Raw genomic sequence first — 17,425 nt, 5'->3', positions numbered from 1 at the left:
AAGGCAAAGACGATATGTCGGATGATTCCAAGGAATTCATGAAATGGATAGATGCCCTGGCCAAGGGCATAATCGCCGGTTGCGCCGTGGGCTTCCTGTGCAGCCTGACCGGTCTGATCGCTGCACCGAAGGCGGTGGTCCTGGGCGGACTTGCCGGGTGCCTGGCCTCAATAACCTTCAAGAACCGTATGGATGAAAGAAAAGATCGGGACGGCTAACGCGCCGTCCCGTTGTCAGAATCCTTTTTTCTCCAACCCCAGTTCCAGCAGCCGGAGCGCTTCCGGCAGATTCTCCTCGGGAGTGAATGTCTCGAGACATTCTCGCGTGCCCAGCTTGCAGACGTTGCTGTTGCACGGATAGCAGGGGAGATGCTTGGAGGCGCTGACGTGCTCTTCCGAGGGAAACCCCCATCCGGTGCCTGTTGCACCCTGGATGGTCAGGCTGGGAATCCCGACCGCCACGGCAAAGTGTCGGGGGGCCGAGCAATTGCCGAGATGCATGACCGCGCGTTCCTGAACAGCGGCCATCTCCCGCAAGGAGAGCATGTTTTCCGTGACCAGCGCTCCCTCGCCTGCCTGTTCGGCTACATCTTCAGCCAGCGCTTTCTCACCGGGGCCATAGAGGATCACGGCCCGAAGTTTCGGGTGCTTCTCCCGCATCATGCGGATGAGGCCCGCAAAGTGCCGTTGCGGCCAGCGGCGGGTTTCCCTGCGGTGGCTGGGATCGACCGTTATGAAGGGCAGTCCTTCAAGGTCATGCTGTTTGACAAACGTTGCGGCAAATTCCCGTTCTTTTTCCGTCAGCCAGAGTTCCGGGACTTCCCCGTTCCATTCTATTCCCAGCGGCGCCAGCACGCCTGCCTTGCATTTGGCGGCGTATCCATAGACCAGCGGTCCCCAATGCGTATAGAGGTGTCTGCAGTACCATTTGGGCGGGAAGCTCAGGCGAATCGGGGCGTTAGAGAAGCGGATGACCCATTTGCAGCGGGGAAGCTGCTGAAAGTCCACTATAAGATCATATCCCTGCCGTCCAACTTTGGCATACCATGCCAGGGCGCGAAGCGGATTCTTGAGCGCTTTGCGGTCGAGGGGCCAGATGGTGTGGATGTTGGGGTTATTCTCCAACACCGGCACGCATTTGTTTTCCGTCAGCACATGCAGTTCGGCTTCGGGAAACCGCTCCTTGATGAGGCGGATGGAAGGGGTGGCCAGGAGCACATCACCAATCTGCCGGAGTTGGCAGACAAGGATGCGCTTTGGGTTAATATTTTGAAGTTGTACGGTTTTCATATGAGGTGTGTTGAGTTGCCCAGGCCAGGATGCCGGTGGGTGCGCCGGATGATTGTCCATCCCTTCGTGGCTTGTCAAGTCGATTGGGGCAAGGCTTGGGTTCTTTGTTCGCTGGACAATGAAAAAAGTTAAAGATTAGGCTGACGTGTTGAGGGCTCTTTGGACTAATCTATGCTACATCTAGCTATGTCATATAGAAGTCACAACAGGAGGGGTGGACAACACGCTTCAGTTGTGTTTTTGTCTGCTGCCTAATCCCCAACACCAAAAAACAAGTTTATTATGCTTTGCGCCATCCCCATTGAAATAGCCAATCGAGAACTTGATGCTGTCTTATATTTGGCTCTGCACCTTGCAGGGAAAGGCCTCCCGACGCTTTTGGGTGACTACATGGTCAGACGATGGGTCTTTCAGTTCGACAGGGGGAAGCCTGTCATATATTTCGATCAGGATCAGAGCTTGCGTGACAATCAGGCCGTGCTGGATACGGGAGGGGTGGTATTCAACCTTAACCAGGAGGGGCTGGTTCTGGAAGAGGCGTTGGAGCAGGCTGATTATGCCCGCGCTGTTCGTGCCCTGACAATGCTTTTCGCCTGGGGAGAGGCCGGGAAGAAAAATGTCTTGAGTCAGATTCCTCAAGATAAGTGGCAATTGGTCAAGGTCACAGGGCATCCTTCCTTCGATTTAGTAAAAAAGCGTTTTGTCTCTTTTTTCAAAGATCCAGAGATAATCGCCGCCCATGGCGAAGGGCACATCCAGATTAATACCAATTTTTCCTATGCCAATCTGAAGATGGATTTGGATCGGTATATCAAGATGCTCTCAGGCATGGACGAATGGAATATTTACAGTGACAAGGCTGTACAGGATTATGTTTGGAAATTGCATGATTTTCAGACCGTGCTGCTTGAAAGGTATATAGAGCTTGCCGGTACCCTTTCCGAGAATTTTCCTGATCGACATGTAGTTTTTCGGCCGCATCCCATGGAGAATAGAGAACGCTATATCCAAGCTTTTCGAGGCATGCCCAATGTATATGTGGACAATTCGAAATCCGTTCGGAACTGGCTTGCTTCGGCAGGGGCTGTTATCCACTACGATTGTACGACAGGAGCAGAGGCTCTGCTGATGGAGCGTCCTGTCATTGGGTATCGTCCTATAGCGGATGCAGAATTGACGAACCGGCTGTTTGTCGGCATTGGTGTCCCTACTGAGACTCCCGAAGCCGTGGTCGAGGCTATTCGTGTGGGAGGCATGTCCGAGACGATGCGTCAAGGCCAGCTGGCAACGCTTACACCTTATCTGGCCAATCTGGAGGGGGGGGCCGCAGAACGAATTGCAGAATATGCTGCGTCCTGCACTTCTCCAGACAAGGTGTGGTTGCCTCGCACTCTTCGTTGGAGCGAGCGCCTGGAGTGTTATAGAAAGTATTTCAGCAAATTGCTTAGGGCCAGGCAACCAGGGCACAATGGACGCAAGGTTCGTTATGCTTTGGAAAAATTCCCTCTTACAAATGTGAAGATACTTCAGGACAAGGTGCAAAGGCTGCAAGCATGTGAACCTTCTTTGCCTACCGTTTCGGTGGAGCAAGTTGCGCTGAATACGTTCCTGATAGTGCCGAATTAGAATTAATTTTTGCCTGCAAACTTTTGTGCTGCCGTTACTAGGCGTCTGCTTTATGCCAAAGAGTTAATGGATAACTAATCCTTTCGGACCGTAATCCCCGCTTCGCGAAGATGCGCTCTGGCTCCGGCCGGCGTCTGTTCCGTAAAGTGAAAAATGGATGCTGCCGCAACGGCGGTGGCCCCGCCTTGCTGGATGGCATCAAGCATATGCTGATAATTCCCGGCTCCTCCCGAAGCGATAACCGGGATGGTCACGGCATCGCTGACGGCCTTTACGGCTTCCAGATCGTATCCTTTGAAAGTGCCGTCCAGGTCCATGGAGGTCAGCAGGATTTCTCCCGCCCCCCGTTCCTCCATCTCTTTGGCAAAGGTTACCGGGTCCAGTCCACGAGGATTGCGGCCGGAGTTGGTCACCACCTCAAGCCTGCCGTCAGCGTGGCGGGTGAAGTCTATGGAAACAATGGCACATTGGGCACCGTATTTGTCCGCCACCCGGGTGATGAGAGCCGGGTCGTTCACGGCGACGGTGTTCATGGCCACCTTGTCCGCACCGGCTTCCAGCAATTTGCCCACATGGTCTGTGCTGGTCACGCCGCCCCCCACGGTCAACGGCATGAAGCAGTCGTCGGAAAAGTCGTTGACCCATCCGAAGTCCGGTTCGCGGCCGTCGTTGGTGGCTTTGATGTCGACAATGATCAGCTCGTCCACATTGCGCATGTTGTAGACCTTGATGGACTGCATGAGCGAACCGACGTGCCGCCAACTGTCGAAGCCGACCCCTTTGACCAAGCCGTAGTCACGGTAGAGCAGGGTGGGGATGATTCGCGTTTTGAGCACTACATCTCCTCGCTGAGTCGGATGAAATTCTTGAGCAGTTTAAGACCTATCGCCTGGCTCTTCTCGGGGTGGAATTGGGTGCCGTAAACGTTGCCGTGGTTGACGATGGAGACGAATTCTCCGCAATAGGGCGTGGTGGCCACCGCATCTTCTGGATTGTCCGTAACGAAGTGGAAACTGTGGACGAAATAGAAGTCTTCGCCCGGCGTGATGTCCGCCAGAAGAGGATTCGGGGTCTCAAACTCCACATTATTCCAACCAACGTGCGGAATACGTTCGCCCTGCGTCTTTTGCAGCGGTCGCACCGTGCCGGGAATCCATCCCAGGCCTTTATGCTCGCCGAATTCCAGCCCGGTCGTGGCCAGCAACTGCATCCCCAGGCAAATGCCGAGGATGGGAATGTCATAGGCCATGAGCTGGTCTTCGAGAATCTTGTCCAGGTCTTTGGCGCGCAGCAGGTCGATGGCGTCGCCAAAGGCCCCGACACCGGGAAGCACACAAGCGTCGACGACCTTGAAATCTTCTTCGCGGTCCGTAAGCAGAGGCTTGGCTCCGCATACCGAGAGGGCTCTGGAAATGGAGCCGATATTGCCCACTCCGTAATCGACTACAGCCACCGTCAGCATCTTGTCACCATTCGCCTAGACGTTGTCGTCGTTGATGCGCACCAGATTGCCCTGGCGGTCTTTCAGCAGATTGCCCCGTCGGTCGGTCTTGAAGATCTTCTTGTTGGTGAACCGGTCACAGAGGGCCTGGAATTCCTCCAGCGTCATGTCGATTTCCTCAAGGATGGTCTCCAGGTCGCAACCGAGGTAGGTCCAGGGGAACTTGCCTTCATGTTTCTTGACCAACTGAAGCCCCTGTTCGCGGGACAGGCGGCCACGGCGGATGTGCCAGCAGGCCCAGTCTGTGGGACGGCTGTAGCCGTATTTGAGGAACTTGAAATAATCGTGGATACGCATCTGCTGGTTGTCGAGGTTTTCGTAGTTGACGATGGAACCTTCGACAATGGTCGGGTTGCTTTCAAAGCCGTGCGCTGCGGCCACAAGGGCGTTGGAAAGGCCGTCCCATTGTTTGTAATAGCCCAGGAAAATACCGGTCACTCCCACGCGAGCCAATTCTTCATCGCTGGGGTAGGTATAGGGAATGAGGTGTTTTTTCTCGATCCCGGCTTGACCTACCAGATCGGTGACGCGCAGGCCGAGCAGGCCGCCGAACTCTTCCAGCCAGCGGCGAGTAAGGTGCGGACTGGCCGCGTCCGAAGCCGGACCGCCATTTTCGTTCTGCGAATTTTCGCCCCAGATGATCAGGGGAACATTGTGCATGACGGCCATACGCACCGGTACGGTGAAGATGGTCAGGTGCTCGGGCCAGGAAATGTCGCCCACCTGCTCCAGGCAGAGCTTGTTGATCCTGCGCCGGACAACGGGATTGGTTGAGACCTCGATGTAGTCCACACCGAGTTTCTTCACGTTTTCTATGTTGCGGCGACCGATGGGGGAGAGCCGGTCCGTGGTGGCCGTGACGCACAGCGGATTGAGCCCCATGTCGAGCATGGTCAGGGTTTGGTAGGTGGAGTCCTTGCCGCCGCTGCACGGGATGATGCAGTCGTAGTTGGAGCCGCCCTTGGAGCGGTATTTCTCGACGATTTCCTCCAGTTCATGCTGGCGGGCGGTCCAGTCAACGGCCTCTCGCTGTTCGAAGAATTTGCATGCACAGCAGACGCCCTCTTCGTCAAACCATAGGTCGGGTTTGGTCTCGGGCATGACGCATTTGGTGCAGTATCTTATATGGTCGGGCATGGATTTATCTCCCTGCTTGTTGATGTCGTTGGTCTTTCTTACCCGGCAATGAGTTCCCAGTCCAGCGGGGTCCCCTTGGTGATGTCGCGGGTGGCCTTCTTGCCCAGCACTTCGGAGAGGTGGCGGGTGTGCAGGCCGTGTCCCGGCCGTATGGAACGGACGTTCTCTGCGGTAAAGGGCTCGCCTTCGTGCATATCGGCGACAACGAACAGGGAGCGGCGAAAAACTGCGCTTGCCTGTTGTTTGTCGGTCAGGGTGAAATTGACTTTGCCTAGGGCCTGCTCCGTCCGCCTTACGCCTTCCACCATGGCTTTGAATTCCGCAGGCTCAAGGGAGAAGGAGGCATCCGGTCCGCCTTCGGCCCTGCTGATGCAAAAATGTTTTTCGATGATTCGTGCACCGATGGCCACGGCGGCTATGGGCATTTCGATTCCGGTGGTGTGGTCCGAAAGCCCCGCTGTTACGCCGAATTTTTCGGCCAGATAGGGAATGGTGAGCAGGTTCATCTCTTCCGGCGGAGCGGGGTAGGCCGAGGTGCATTTGAGTAGGGCCAGTTCCGTGCCACCTCCGTCATGAAAGGCCTCAACGGCTTCTTGGACTTCCGCTTCGGTTGCCATACCGGTGGACATGATCACCGGTTTGCCCGTTGCCGCCACCTTGCGAATAAGGGGGAGGTCCACCAGTTCGAAAGAGGCTATTTTGTGGCAGGGGACGTTCATCTCTTCAAGGAAATCCACTGCTGTGGGATCAAAAGGAGTGGAAAAGAAGGTCAAGCCGAGCTTTTCTGCCTCTGCCTTGAGCTTTGGCTGCCATTCCCACGGCGTATATGCCTCGCCGTAAAGATCGTGCAGGGTTCGTCCTTCCCAGATAGTACCCTTTATACGGAAGTATTCGTTGGCGCAGTCGATGGTGATGGTGTCAGGTGTGTAAGTCTGGATTTTTACTGCGTCCGCACCAGCCTCGGCTGCAGCCCTGATGATGGCTACGGCGCGGTCAAAGTCGTGACCGTGGTTGGCACTCATTTCGGCAACGATGAAGACCGGGCCATCCGGCGAAAACAGGGGCTTATTTGTCATTGCTTCCGTCCCATTGAAATTGCAGGTGATCATTGGTGGACGCCATTTTCGAGAACCCGGCCTTGCGGAACATTTGGGCAGAGGCTTGATTATCCCGTTTGACCAGAGCCAGGGCTTTTACTCCCGGCCATTTCTTGGCCATGACGATGCAGGCTCGGCGGGTCATGGCCGTGCCAATACCTCGGCCGGGCAAGTCTGGAGCCACACTCAGGCTGACTACGGCGTTGCCTTCATGATGGTCAAAACGGATTTGACCGACTGGAATTCCATTCTCATCCTCGGCAATAAGCAGGAGGCAATCCGAACTTTCCAGTCGTTTGGCGAACCACAGTTCGTGGCTAACGGGATCGATAACATCTGTAGTAAACGATTGTGCTCGAACTTCCGGGGCGTTTCTCCATTTGAGGAGCAGAGGGCTGTCATCCATTGTGGCCGGGCGCAAGCGAAGTGCAATGTTGTTGAGGGCATTGACCACTCTTTGGGACCCTCGTCCGTCTATGAGGTCCCGTCCACCATCGCATAGAGTCTGCCGTGTATGGCTGTTTTCCGCAAGAGATGTGATTTGGGCAGCTATTTGAGGCGAAGTCGTATCGGCTTCCAGTACGATCGCCAGATTTTGTCGCATGAGTTCCCGAGCAATGCCGCGCTGGTTGTCCGCAATGACAAAGGCGAGCATGGGAACGCCGAGAAAAGCCAGCTCCCAGCAGGTGGAGCCCGCGCCGCACAGGGCCAGATCGGCCCAGGTCATGAGGGCTGGCATGTCTTTGACGTTTGCCAGGATTTCGCACTTGCCCGGCAGTGCTGATGCGGCCTTCTGCAACGATTCCGAAGAGGGAGAAATACAGCCGGTGACGATGCGGACGTTCAGGGCCGGATTGTTTACCTCGGCCAGTGCCGAAACGATCTTTGGCAGGAGTTCGCCGGGATCGCCTCCGCCGAGTGTGACAAGCAGATTGTGTGCCTGTTCCCTGATTTCTTTTTTGGGCGATTGGTCGAGAAATTCCCTGCGCAGCAGAAGGTGGCGCAGCCCCAGAAGGCGGACGGCGTCGGAGTTGATGCGGTAGTCGTATTGTTCCGCGTCGCTATTCTGGTTGAGCAGAAGGTCGGTGCAGTACTCTCCCCTGTCCGCCACATCGTCCATGACCAGCGTGTACCGTCCCGCTTTGCGGACCGCGCGTTGATACGCCGTGTCGAAATGGTAGCCGTCCAGAACCACCCTGTCGCCGGGGGAAGTGGAAGAGAGCAGTGTCTCGATATCCGTGGGATCGGGATGGACTGCCGGTACAGGGGTGATGGCAAATCCTTCGTCCGTGAGCCGGGATGCCAGCTGGTCGACATTGCCGACGAAACGCACGGAACCACCCTGGTCGAGCCAGGCTTGACCAAGGGCTATCATGCGCATGACGTGGCCGGCTCCCATGCTCGGAGAGGCATCGGCCCGGATGGTCAGCGTACGACTCACAGTTCGCCGGTCTCCTTGAGGGCTCGGTACATGGCTTCGGCCCGGATCCAGTCCTCTTCGGTATCGATATCCTGCACGCGATGGCGGGGTATGGAGATTCCGACAGCCTCGCCGTCCATGAAGCCCTTGTCTTCCAGCAGGAATTCCCGAGTTGCCCAGTAGAACTGGCCGCAGTCATGATAGGCTTCGGGCAGGTCCTGGGATCGGGTTTCCCGGTGCTCGGGCTGAAGCAGGGTTACGTGTCCTTCATTGTCGCGCCGCAGCCCACGCTGAATGGGGTAGGCGAAAGTGGTCACGGAAAAAGCGGCGGGAGCGTTGGAAAGGGCGGTGTGACCTTTTTCCAGATCCTCAGGCAAGGCAAAGGGAGCTGTGGCATAGAGACCGCATACGGCCTCAACTTCCCGCCCCTCGTTCAGGCACCACTTCAGGGCGTGACGAATGACAGGCGTGGTGCCGGTATAGTCGTCGGCCAGCTCGGCTGGCCGCAGGAAGGGAACTTCGGCACCATGGGCGCGGGCCGTCTCGGCAATGGCCTCGTCGTCGGTGGAGACGATAACCGAGGCAAAGAGGCCGGTAGCCAGTGCCGTTTTGATGGAACGGGCGATGATCGGCAGGCCGCAGAAATCCCGAATATTCTTGTGCGGGATGCGTTTGCTCCCACCTCTGGCCGGGATGACCGCTATGTTCATGCCACCTCCAGCAGCGTGCGGATGACGTACTCCTGTTCCTCGTCATTCAGGGCTGGGTACATAGGCAAGGACAGAATTTCGCGGTAGGCGGCCTCTGCTGCGGGGCAGTCTCCCTCGCGTGTTCCCAGGTTCTCCTGATAGTACGGGTGCAGGTGGACCGGAATGTAGTGAACCTGCGGCCGGATGTTCGCATCGCGCAGTTGTTCGTAGACCTTGTTTCTATTCTGCAGGCGCACCACATAGAGGTGGTAGGCGTGTTGTGCTTCCGGACGAAGAGCGAGCGGGCGTACTGCCGTGCCTGCGAAACGCTCGTCGTAGATTGCGGCGATTTCCCTTCTGCGGCGCAGGAAGTCCGGCAGCTTGGTCATTTGGCTGGCACCGAGGGCGGCCTGGATGTCTGTCATGCGGTAGTTGTAGCCGAGCGCCTGCATTTCGTAGAACCATGCGCCAGACGTGTCGCGGGTACGGGCGTCCGTCGTAATGCCGTGGTTGCGAAAGTTGCGCAGGCGGGTGGCCAGCTCTTCGTTACCGGTGAGTATCATGCCGCCTTCACCCGTTGTCACATGCTTGACCGGGTGGAAGGAAAATACCGTCATATCCGCCAGGGTGCCGACAAACTTTCCGTTCAATGTTGCACCGAGGGCATGGCAGCCGTCCGCTACCAGCGCCAGGCCATGCCGGTCGGCGATCTCCCGCAGCCGGGGCCAGTCACAGGGCTGGCCTGCGTAGTCCACGCCGATGATGGCCCGTGTGCGGTCCGTGATCTTCGCTTCGGCAGCGGCCGGATCAATGAGCAGGGTTTCCGCGTCCACATCGCAGAAGACTGGGGTGCCACCCTGATAAAGCACGCAGTTCGCAGAGGCGGCAAAGGTCATGGGCGGGACGATGACCTCGTCTCCGGGACCGATGCCAAGGGCGAACATGGTGGCGTGAAGGGCGGCCGTTCCGTTTGAAACGGCCACGGCGTATGGAGACCCACAGAAATCCTTTACCGACGATTCAAAGCGGTCAATGCAAGGCCCTGTGGTCAAATAGTCCGACCGCAGGGTTTCAACGACGGCCTGAATGTCGTCATCGTCGATGCATTGCCTGCCGTAGGGTATGATGGACATGGTTATATCTCGAATCCCTGTTCCTTGAGGGTGGTCCGGAATTCCTCGATGGAAATCCAGTCGTCGTTGGTGTTCGAGTCGTAGGCGAACCCCTCGGGAACTCTTTCGTATTGGCTTACATCACCCTTGTACTGCAGGACTCCGGTCATGGGCAGAATGATATAGCCGGTCTCGGTCTTGACGACATTGAGGGATTCCTCGGACGGAATCATGCATTCGTGCAGTTTCTCGCCGGGGCGTATGCCTACGACAACCTGCTTGCATTCGGGCGCGATGGCCGTTGCCAAGTCGCTGATTTTCATGCTGGGAATTCGGGGGACATAGATTTCTCCGCCCGCCGCGAATTCGATGGCATGAAAGACCATTTCGACGGCCCGGTCCAGGGTGATCCAGAAGCGGGTCATGCGGTCATCGGTAATGGGCAGGACGCCTTCCTTGCGTTTCTTGAGGAAGAACGGAACCACACTCCCCCTGCTGCCGATGACATTGCCGTAGCGAACGATGGAATATTTTGGCCCGACAGCAAATGCATTAGCGGCAACAAAGAGCTTGTCTGACGCCAGCTTGGTGGCACCGTAAAGATTGATCGGCGCCACGGCCTTGTCGGTGGAAAGTGCCACGACGTGTTCCACGCCGAGGTCGGAAGCCACGTTGATCAAGTTTTCCGCGCCATAAATATTGGTCTTTATGGCTTCGGTTGGGTTGTACTCCGAGGCGGGCACATGCTTCATGGCGGCGGCGTGGACGATGACGTTGACGCCGCGGCAAGCACGGTACAGCCGTTCCTTGTCCCGAACATCGCCGATGAAATAGCGGATGGCCGGGTACTTTTCAGGAGAAAATTCTTGAGCCATTTCAAACTGTTTGAGTTCGTCGCGGCTGAAAATGATCAGCTTTTTCGGACGGTACCGTTCGAGAGTCATCTTGACGAATTTTTTCCCGAAAGAGCCCGTACCACCAGTGATCAGTATGGTTTTGTCATTCAGCATGAAAGAATTGGTTGTTGAAATTAGTGGGTTTGCAATACGGGAGGCTCGCGGCCTCTCGAATGTTGTCGTTACTAATAGCCGATGCCCGCAGTGTGTCAAGCGTTGCTCGGACACGGAGAGGCTCTGTGGTGTTTTGTTCAGGTGCGTCTATTCCGCAGGGGTGTTTGCAGCAGCCCGCTCGTCGGTCAAGGAAATGGCGCGATGGAGTTTGCGGCCAAATTTGATAAGCACCGTCGGCCGTTCGTTGGGATCGCTTCCGGGAGGCGTGAACCTATAGAGGGTGTACCCCTCGGGAACAAGCGTGCCTTCGGACGTGAATTCCTTGGCGAGCAGAGGATCGTCCACAAATAGAAATGCGACACGCCCTTTGTTTCGGATCATCGCCATTTCCACATGATCCTTGCGCGGTATCCGTTTTCCTTTTTTCCCGGTGAACATGGATATCACATACTCTTCGATGAAGTTTGGCTGCCAGTGGTCATATTCCATGAGCACCGGTTTGTGATCGGCAAGGACAGGCCGTAGCAAGGTATAGTCCTTGGCCGTCTGCAGGATGGAATTGCGGGATGGGATTTTTTTGACCGTAAATCCAACGAAAGCTATCACCACGAGTGCCAGGATTGTTTTGCCGGTCCTGGGGTGATGTTCAGCCAGGGAGAGAAGAGCGTTGGCAAGCAGGAGCAATCCCATGGGAGCTATAACACCCCAGAAGCGCGGACCGGTAGGAAGTGCGAGCTTAAGCGGAGACAGGCTGGATATCATATAGAAGAGCAGCAGGGCATAGAAAATATATATCCATGCCAGTCCGCGCCAGCGCATATCCTCGGAGCGCGTATTGATGACAGCGGCTCCCATGCACAGGAACCAGACAGCCATTAAACCCTTGTACTTCACCAGATGTTTGATGTTGAACAGGTAATCGTGCCACGAGATTTTGAGACCGGCCGTGACGAGGTGCGAGGCCTCGATGATGCCGATTCGGCCCATGGGATTACCCGCAATCGCCCAAAAGGCAGCCCATTCAACAGCGCAGAGCAGGCCAACCAGCAAGGTGAAGAGCACAGGACCTTTGAAACGCCGGGTGGGGAGCCACAAAAGGAGGATCAGGCCGGGATATGCATAGATGATCGTGACTCGCGATCCCCAGCCCAGGAAAAAGGCCAGAGCGGCCAGAGCGAGAAATCTTTTGGACTTGGTATCCAGCCAGGCGAGGATGCAGATGACGCACACTATGATGTAGGTCATCTCGAATATGCCGGGCCAAAGCTGGCTGCCTGTTTCCACCATCAGTGGGAAAAGCAGCATCATGAGGGCTGACGTCATCCCCAGGCGTATTCCGCTCAGGCGTATGCCGATGTAGCAAATTCCGGCGGTGGATATGGAGGAAAAGAGAATGGGCAGCACATAAGTCAGTGCCGGATTGTTGCCGAAGAGTTTGATGATTCCGGCCAGGGGGAAAAGAATGGGCCAGCGGATGGTTTGCTGGTACCAGTAATCAAAGGGGATGCCTGCCGCCAGATATTTTGCGTAGAGCCATTTGGCCGCGTTATCTCCGCCGATATCCAGATACTCCGCCGTAACGAAGCGGATCAGAATGCTGGCCAGAAAAACGCCAAGCAATATGTGGATGACATCGGATTTGTTGCCGACCTGGAGTTTGGTCACAGCCATGCCTTTCTATTTTTCGGGGAAGACGAAGAGCTTGCGGGCCATGAAATTCAGCACAAAGCCTATCAGTGTTGCGATGAGTTTGGCCCCCAAAGCAGATAATCCGATAGATACCAGCCCCACTGTAATCGCGAGATCAACGACGCATAACACGGCCACAGTAGCTGCATAAACGCCAATTTCACCTGGACCGCTCCATCGGGCCTTGTGCCGAAAGAGAATTTTTATGCACAGCCAGTAGTTGACCCCGGCTGCGATGATAAACGCTATGACGGCGGCTACGCCGACCGATGTGAAGGGCAGCAGGGCCAGGAAACCGATGGCGTTGACGATGGCAGCCATGGCTCCGATGAAAAAATAAATGAGAAACTGAAGCGGAGCCGGTGCCCGGTGGGCATTGTAATGGAACAGGCAATAGAGTGCGCGTATGCCGTCCTTCCAACCGATCTTCTTGCCTTCCTCATAGGTGCGTCCGGCGTAGGAGATGCCCCGCTCGTAGACCCGGGCATTGGCATGGGCTATCTTGGAAACCATCTCCGGCTCGATGCCGAACCGTTTTTCCTTGAGGTCCAGGGACTGAATGAGTTCCCTCCGGAAGACCTTGTAACAGGTTTCCATATCGGTCAGATCCAGATCGGTGAAGACATTTGAGAGGAAGGTGAGCCCTTTGTTGATCATGGTGTGGTAGAAGTATAGCACGCGCCGTGTGTCGTTGGCCGCCAGATAACGGGAACCAAGCACCGCATCGGCACGGCCGTCCACCAGGGGAACCAGCAGGTGGCGCAAATCCATTGGATCATATTCCATGTCCGCGTCGTGAATGCCCACGAACTCGCCTTTGGCCGCCGCAAAACCTGTTTGCAGGGCTCCCCCCTTGCCCTGGTTGACCCTATGGCGCAGGACGGTGACGTTTTCATATTGATTTGCCAGTTCCTCGGCAATGGCCAGGCTGTTATCCGTGGAACAATCGTCTACGAGCAGGACTTCAAGTGAGAGCTGATCATCGGCTATCGTTCGCAGGTTTTCTATGCTCTCCCTCAGGGTCTCTTCCTCGTTGTAGCAGGGGACGACCACGGAAAAGGTGAAGGGACGCGGAAAGGATGGGATATTATTCATGAAAATTTCGTTATGTTCGGTTAGTATTTGTTGGGAAAATATCGGACTATTTTTTATAGCCATTCTTTGTCATCAGAGTATCTGCTGTTATGCGTCTTTTTCAGAGGTTTTATCCTCGAATCAGTGTAGAAAATTGGCTATCATAAACAGGAGCAGCCTGCAAACTGATGCCGTTTTGGCTGTGTGGGACGGAAAGTCTCCATCCATTTTTACTTATTTTATTGTAAACACTTACGAGCGACGCAAAGCACCGATATGCCGAATGGCATCGGCCAGTGGGGTATTAGAAATCTTTCCGCAGAAAAGAGCTGTTCCAGTATGGCCGCGATAAAAGTAGGATCCTGTTTTAAGTCGCTGTTTACTTCATCCTTGTGAAGTCCCAATAAGCGTGCGCTTGCGGCTATGGGAAAAAGAAGGGTATTATAATAATTTCGTCTTGAAATTTGAAGCCCAGCTGACATGAATAAATCAACAAAATTATCAAGGGAGTATCTTCGGTAATGTTGGTTGACAATGTCATGTGAACTCCAAAGCCATTGGTTAGCTGGAGCTGTACAAAATAAATAGCCGCCGGGTCTGACTTTCTTCACCATATTCATAACAGCGGACTGATCATCTTGGATGTGCTCCAACACATCGAATGCGCAGACAAGATCATAGTTTTCATTTTCATAGGGAATTTCATCAGGAAGCTTTCCCTTGCGAATGCAAGTGTCAGGGTGTTTGCTTCGAGCAAGTTTCAAGGCTAACGCATTGTATTCCATAGCGTCGACAGTACCGTAACGGGAAAGGAGCGGTATGTTACCTCCTGTGCCGCAGCCAACGTCTAAGATTCTCGCAAATTCAGGTTGTTCAAGGCGTTTGAGGATTGAATTAATTACGGCTCTGCGACCTTTAAACCACCAATGTTTTTCCTCCATTGCGTCGTTCTTTCGGAATTCGGATTCATTCATGTGATGGCACCTTCTTTCGTTCCTTAAAAACCCAAAATTTCCCCATGGGATAAGTGGCCAACGGTGTGATGAAGGCCGTAAGCGTGGTGGTAGCGTAGTATGCCAGTTTTAATAGATCAGAAAATATGTATGTCAGTGTCGCTGTTTGAATCAGATGGAAGGCAAGCATTAAAGCAAAACGGATAGACATGCCTTTATGCTCTGGCTTAATCTTGTAGCTAAAATGGATGTGGCCGAAATATGATACAAGGGCTGCAATTATCCATGCCGTCGCTGTTGCTGGCCATACAGTGAGCCCTAAATGATAAAGTACATTGCTGAAAACAATGTACGCAACCATGCTTGTTATGCCGGTTATCCCAAAACGGAATAATTCTAAAAGTGATGAAAGCACCAGTCATCAGCCGTTTTTTGGGGGGGTCATATGCATGCCGTGCAACGTCATTGCCCCGTTGCCGGTTGTTATGTTGAACGTCTCAATAACTTTGATATGGTGCTGTTCTGCAAGGGCAATGTATTCTAGAGGGTGTCTGTTGTGCTGCCCCCTAGTCATGTAGCTGAAAAAGTTGTTTATGTACTTACCTTGATAATAGGCTGCATCATAGGACACAATACCTTGTAATCTGTCTGATTGAATCAGGGCATCGAAAAGCGTGTGAACTTCATAGTCAGGCAGGAAATGGAGAATGCCACCGAGGACAACTTTGGTCGGGCGTATTTTTTTTACCAAAGCTTTTGAAATATATTCCGAATAGAAGTGGCAGTTGGTCAAGTTCAGCTCTTGTGCTGTTTGTTTGCAGACCTCCAAGGAGATTTCGTCGATATCAAGTCCATGGTATTCGCGGAAGGTTCCGCAATTATTAAAAAAAACGCCTGTACTGCACCCAACATCAAGAACGATATCCTCATCAGTTATGTTGAGCCGTTTATATGCTTCGGTTTCATCCTGACCGCCCACAATCAGATAGCGGATATGGTCATAAAAAAAAGGATGACCAAGAATCTTGGCATAAAGCTTCGAAATGAGTTCTATTTTCATGGATTTTGAGAGATTTTGTTCAGGAGTTTGGCCTCAATGAGGCGATGCGGGTTGGAGTAGAATGCCGGTCCGCCGTTTATGTATGCCGGATGGAGTATTATTTCAACAGGATCCATCCCCCGGCATTTTGCCAAGTCCCTAGTTATGGATTTTTCTGTCATCTTGCCGGTATTAAGTACACCTATGACGCAGGCGGAGCGGCGGCGAAGAGACGTGCGCTGTATTGAAAGCATGTTGAGCAGCAGGTTTTTGGCCAAGCCGAGGTTGTTGATATTTTTTAGAAATACTACCGGACAAAGCGGTTCAAAGGGAATACGGATTGATTGAATTTTGTATTCGGCTGCAAGGCTTGGCAGCAGTCTGAAAATTGGAGGCAGCATGTGCGTGTGTACATGGCCATCCATTGAGAGAGGTCTGTTCGGACCAAGAGCCTTGCGTACGCGAGCTGCCTGAGCGGTCAGTTCCCCCATGATCCAGGGAATGGTTTTGGCTGGGCTGCGCAGAGCTGCAATCCATAATCCTACAAAACCAAGGTTAAAGTTGCCTTGTTCATCCACGCCGGAATTTTCCATGTCATTTTGCTCGGCAAGAGCTTTCCCTTCCACTAAGTTGAAATGTACGGAAACATGGACTTCGGGATGTCTAGTCAGGAATTGGATTGCACCCTCAAAATTATCTCCATTGGGAAGCAGGGATACGGAACGACAGTTACCGTTTTCGATACAGTCGAAGAATATGGCGTCAGACCCCGGAGATAGCCCCAGATCGTCGGCATGGAGACGAATTCCCATGTCATTCCTCGTCCCTAGAGGCAATTTTTCGTTTGATTATGTAGATCGGGCGTTGTTTTACTTCTTCAAAAATTCTGCACACGTATTCGCCTATGATACCTATGCTGATCATGAGTAATCCGTTGAGGAACAGGACCATTATGGTCGTGGTCGTAATCCCCATTGTCACTTTTACGCCGAAAAGTAGGGCATCTATTCCAACCCAGAAGGCCCACATAATGCTGGCTAGGGCAATGACGAATCCTATGTAGGTCCAGATGCGAAGCGGCACGGACGAATAGGCAAATATGCCATCCAAAGCAAAATTCCATCGTTTCCAGAAATTCCATTTGGCCTGTCCGTATTCTCGGGGACGGGTTTCGTAAGGGATGGTCAATGTCTCAAAGCCCGACCATGCGTAAATACCTTTCATGAAACGATTTCGTTCCGGCAGAGAGTTGATGGCGTCCACTACCTTTCGATCCATGAGCCGGAAATCGGAGCCGGAGGGGGGGATGTCAATCTGGGCAAGCCGTTTGATGACGGAGTAGAAAAGGCGCGAGAAAAGTTTCAGAAGCCAGGATTGCCCGGCCCTGTTGTGGTTGCAGGGGATGACCATATCGTAGCCTTCCTGCCATTTTTCAATAAGCAACGGTATGAGCTCGGGAGGGTGTTGGAGGTCGCTGTCCATGATGATAACGGCATTTCCCTTTGCCGCTTCAAGTCCTGCACTTATGGCGGCCTCCTTGCCAAAGTTTCGGGAAAAAACCAGCCCTTTTACGGACGGATTTCGCCCTGATTCCAGAGCGATGATGTTTGGCGTGTTATCGGAGCTTCCGTCGTCCATCATGATCAGTTCATAGGAAAGCTTGGTCGCCTCCAGAACCGAAAAAATCTTTCTGAAAAAGTGAGGAAGCGCCTCCTCTTCATTGAAGCAGGGCACTATGAGGGAAATTTCCGGCGAGACTTTTGTCATAATAGTATGAACCTGTAGGACT

18 protein-coding genes are annotated in these 17,425 nt (G+C 53.8%); 2 read left to right on the top strand and 16 right to left on the bottom strand.

All coding sequences use genetic code 11. The features are described from left to right. Window positions 1-14: 14 nt before the first annotated feature. On the top strand, window positions 15-218 hold the full coding sequence (locus ACI0FG_RS09200; RefSeq protein ID WP_419788241.1) for a hypothetical protein: 204 nt from the start codon (window positions 15-17) through the stop codon (window positions 216-218). 15 nt (window positions 219-233) lie between these two features. On the opposite strand, the gene ACI0FG_RS09195 is transcribed toward ACI0FG_RS09200, so the two are convergent. Continuing rightward, window positions 234-1,289 carry a glycosyltransferase family 9 protein gene (locus ACI0FG_RS09195; RefSeq protein ID WP_419788240.1) on the bottom strand — a complete coding sequence of 352 codons (1,056 nt, stop codon included), beginning with the start codon at window positions 1,287-1,289 and terminating at the stop codon, window positions 234-236. Window positions 1,290-1,571: 282 nt separating this feature from the next. On the opposite strand from ACI0FG_RS09195, the gene ACI0FG_RS09190 reads away from it, so the two are divergent. Then, window positions 1,572-2,915, top strand: a complete 1,344-nt coding sequence (locus ACI0FG_RS09190) for a surface carbohydrate biosynthesis protein (RefSeq protein WP_419788239.1) — start codon at window positions 1,572-1,574, stop codon at window positions 2,913-2,915. 74 nt (window positions 2,916-2,989) lie between these two features. Here the strand turns inward: ACI0FG_RS09190 and hisF are convergent, their stop codons facing one another. From hisF to ACI0FG_RS09115, 15 genes are all read right to left on the bottom strand, one after another. Continuing rightward, a complete protein-coding gene (gene hisF / locus ACI0FG_RS09185; protein ID WP_419788238.1) occupies window positions 2,990-3,751 on the bottom strand; it encodes an imidazole glycerol phosphate synthase subunit HisF in 762 nt (253 codons plus the stop codon). Then, window positions 3,751-4,368, bottom strand: coding sequence for an imidazole glycerol phosphate synthase subunit HisH (hisH, locus tag ACI0FG_RS09180; RefSeq protein ID WP_419788237.1), 618 nt, complete (start codon window positions 4,366-4,368; stop codon window positions 3,751-3,753). Before hisH ends, hisF begins: the two co-directional genes overlap by 1 nt. Window positions 4,369-4,392: 24 nt before the next feature. Further along, entirely contained in the window at window positions 4,393-5,553 is a 1,161-nt protein-coding gene (locus ACI0FG_RS09175; protein WP_419788236.1) for an N-acetyl sugar amidotransferase, read from the bottom strand. A 38-nt stretch (window positions 5,554-5,591) separates the two neighbouring features. Further along, the gene (pseI, locus tag ACI0FG_RS09170) at window positions 5,592-6,629 is read right to left on the bottom strand and encodes a pseudaminic acid synthase (RefSeq protein ID WP_419788235.1); all 1,038 of its coding nucleotides are present in this window, start codon (window positions 6,627-6,629) and stop codon (window positions 5,592-5,594) included. Beyond that, window positions 6,619-8,091, bottom strand: coding sequence for a UDP-2,4-diacetamido-2,4,6-trideoxy-beta-L-altropyranose hydrolase (pseG, locus tag ACI0FG_RS09165; protein ID WP_419788234.1), 1,473 nt, complete (start codon window positions 8,089-8,091; stop codon window positions 6,619-6,621). Before pseG ends, pseI begins: the two co-directional genes overlap by 11 nt. Beyond that, a complete protein-coding gene (gene pseF, locus ACI0FG_RS09160; RefSeq protein WP_419788233.1) occupies window positions 8,088-8,780 on the bottom strand; it encodes a pseudaminic acid cytidylyltransferase in 693 nt (230 codons plus the stop codon). Before pseF ends, pseG begins: the two co-directional genes overlap by 4 nt. Continuing rightward, complete coding sequence (pseC, locus tag ACI0FG_RS09155) at window positions 8,777-9,892, bottom strand: UDP-4-amino-4,6-dideoxy-N-acetyl-beta-L-altrosamine transaminase (RefSeq protein ID WP_419788232.1); 1,116 nt, start codon at window positions 9,890-9,892, stop codon at window positions 8,777-8,779. The genes pseF and pseC overlap by 4 nt, the downstream gene beginning before the upstream one ends. Window positions 9,893-9,894: 2 nt before the next feature. Next, window positions 9,895-10,881 carry a UDP-N-acetylglucosamine 4,6-dehydratase (inverting) gene (gene pseB, locus ACI0FG_RS09150; protein ID WP_419788231.1) on the bottom strand — a complete coding sequence of 329 codons (987 nt, stop codon included), beginning with the start codon at window positions 10,879-10,881 and terminating at the stop codon, window positions 9,895-9,897. Between the two features lie 147 nt (window positions 10,882-11,028). Next, a complete protein-coding gene (locus ACI0FG_RS09145; RefSeq protein WP_419788230.1) occupies window positions 11,029-12,552 on the bottom strand; it encodes an ArnT family glycosyltransferase in 1,524 nt (507 codons plus the stop codon). 6 nt (window positions 12,553-12,558) lie between these two features. Further along, on the bottom strand, window positions 12,559-13,665 hold the full coding sequence (locus ACI0FG_RS09140; RefSeq protein ID WP_419788229.1) for a glycosyltransferase: 1,107 nt from the start codon (window positions 13,663-13,665) through the stop codon (window positions 12,559-12,561). A 218-nt stretch (window positions 13,666-13,883) separates the two neighbouring features. Further along, the gene (locus tag ACI0FG_RS09135; RefSeq protein WP_419788228.1) at window positions 13,884-14,618 is read right to left on the bottom strand and encodes a methyltransferase domain-containing protein; all 735 of its coding nucleotides are present in this window, start codon (window positions 14,616-14,618) and stop codon (window positions 13,884-13,886) included. Then, window positions 14,611-15,012, bottom strand: a complete 402-nt coding sequence (locus ACI0FG_RS09130; RefSeq protein ID WP_419788227.1) for a GtrA family protein — start codon at window positions 15,010-15,012, stop codon at window positions 14,611-14,613. The genes ACI0FG_RS09135 and ACI0FG_RS09130 overlap by 8 nt, the downstream gene beginning before the upstream one ends. A gap of 6 nt (window positions 15,013-15,018) precedes the next feature. Continuing rightward, window positions 15,019-15,657 (bottom strand): methyltransferase domain-containing protein, encoded by a 639-nt coding sequence (locus ACI0FG_RS09125; RefSeq protein ID WP_419788226.1) that lies wholly within the window; start codon window positions 15,655-15,657, stop codon window positions 15,019-15,021. Continuing rightward, window positions 15,654-16,448, bottom strand: coding sequence for a ChbG/HpnK family deacetylase (locus tag ACI0FG_RS09120; RefSeq protein ID WP_419788225.1), 795 nt, complete (start codon window positions 16,446-16,448; stop codon window positions 15,654-15,656). The genes ACI0FG_RS09125 and ACI0FG_RS09120 overlap by 4 nt, the downstream gene beginning before the upstream one ends. Before the next feature lies 1 nt (window position 16,449). After that, window positions 16,450-17,403 carry a glycosyltransferase family 2 protein gene (locus ACI0FG_RS09115; RefSeq protein ID WP_419788224.1) on the bottom strand — a complete coding sequence of 318 codons (954 nt, stop codon included), beginning with the start codon at window positions 17,401-17,403 and terminating at the stop codon, window positions 16,450-16,452. Window positions 17,404-17,425 lie beyond the last annotated feature (22 nt).

Origin of the sequence: Pseudodesulfovibrio sp. 7M6 (assembly GCF_050058625.1) — a bacterium.
Lineage (GTDB): Bacteria > Desulfobacterota > Desulfovibrionia > Desulfovibrionales > Desulfovibrionaceae > Pseudodesulfovibrio > Pseudodesulfovibrio salinus.
This window is presented reverse-complemented; position numbering and strand designations above follow the sequence as displayed.

Excerpts from the sequence above, each read along its gene's own strand:
- pseI (WP_419788235.1), bottom strand. The coding sequence starts at position 6,629 with ATGACAAATAAGCCCCTGTTTTCGCCGGATGGCCCGGTCTTCATCGTT.
- ACI0FG_RS09135 (WP_419788228.1), bottom strand. The coding sequence starts at position 14,618 with ATGAATGAATCCGAATTCCGAAAGAACGACGCAATGGAGGAAAAACAT.
- ACI0FG_RS09200 (WP_419788241.1), top strand. The coding sequence starts at position 15 with ATGTCGGATGATTCCAAGGAATTCATGAAATGGATAGATGCCCTGGCC.
- ACI0FG_RS09195 (WP_419788240.1), bottom strand. The coding sequence starts at position 1,289 with ATGAAAACCGTACAACTTCAAAATATTAACCCAAAGCGCATCCTTGTC.
- pseF (WP_419788233.1), bottom strand. The coding sequence starts at position 8,780 with ATGAACATAGCGGTCATCCCGGCCAGAGGTGGGAGCAAACGCATCCCG.
- ACI0FG_RS09140 (WP_419788229.1), bottom strand. The coding sequence starts at position 13,665 with ATGAATAATATCCCATCCTTTCCGCGTCCCTTCACCTTTTCCGTGGTC.
- ACI0FG_RS09115 (WP_419788224.1), bottom strand. The coding sequence starts at position 17,403 with ATGACAAAAGTCTCGCCGGAAATTTCCCTCATAGTGCCCTGCTTCAAT.
- ACI0FG_RS09175 (WP_419788236.1), bottom strand. The coding sequence starts at position 5,553 with ATGCCCGACCATATAAGATACTGCACCAAATGCGTCATGCCCGAGACC.
- ACI0FG_RS09145 (WP_419788230.1), bottom strand. The coding sequence starts at position 12,552 with ATGGCTGTGACCAAACTCCAGGTCGGCAACAAATCCGATGTCATCCAC.
- pseB (WP_419788231.1), bottom strand. The coding sequence starts at position 10,881 with ATGCTGAATGACAAAACCATACTGATCACTGGTGGTACGGGCTCTTTC.
- ACI0FG_RS09125 (WP_419788226.1), bottom strand. The coding sequence starts at position 15,657 with ATGAAAATAGAACTCATTTCGAAGCTTTATGCCAAGATTCTTGGTCAT.
- ACI0FG_RS09190 (WP_419788239.1), top strand. The coding sequence starts at position 1,572 with ATGCTTTGCGCCATCCCCATTGAAATAGCCAATCGAGAACTTGATGCT.
- ACI0FG_RS09120 (WP_419788225.1), bottom strand. The coding sequence starts at position 16,448 with ATGGGAATTCGTCTCCATGCCGACGATCTGGGGCTATCTCCGGGGTCT.
- pseC (WP_419788232.1), bottom strand. The coding sequence starts at position 9,892 with ATGTCCATCATACCCTACGGCAGGCAATGCATCGACGATGACGACATT.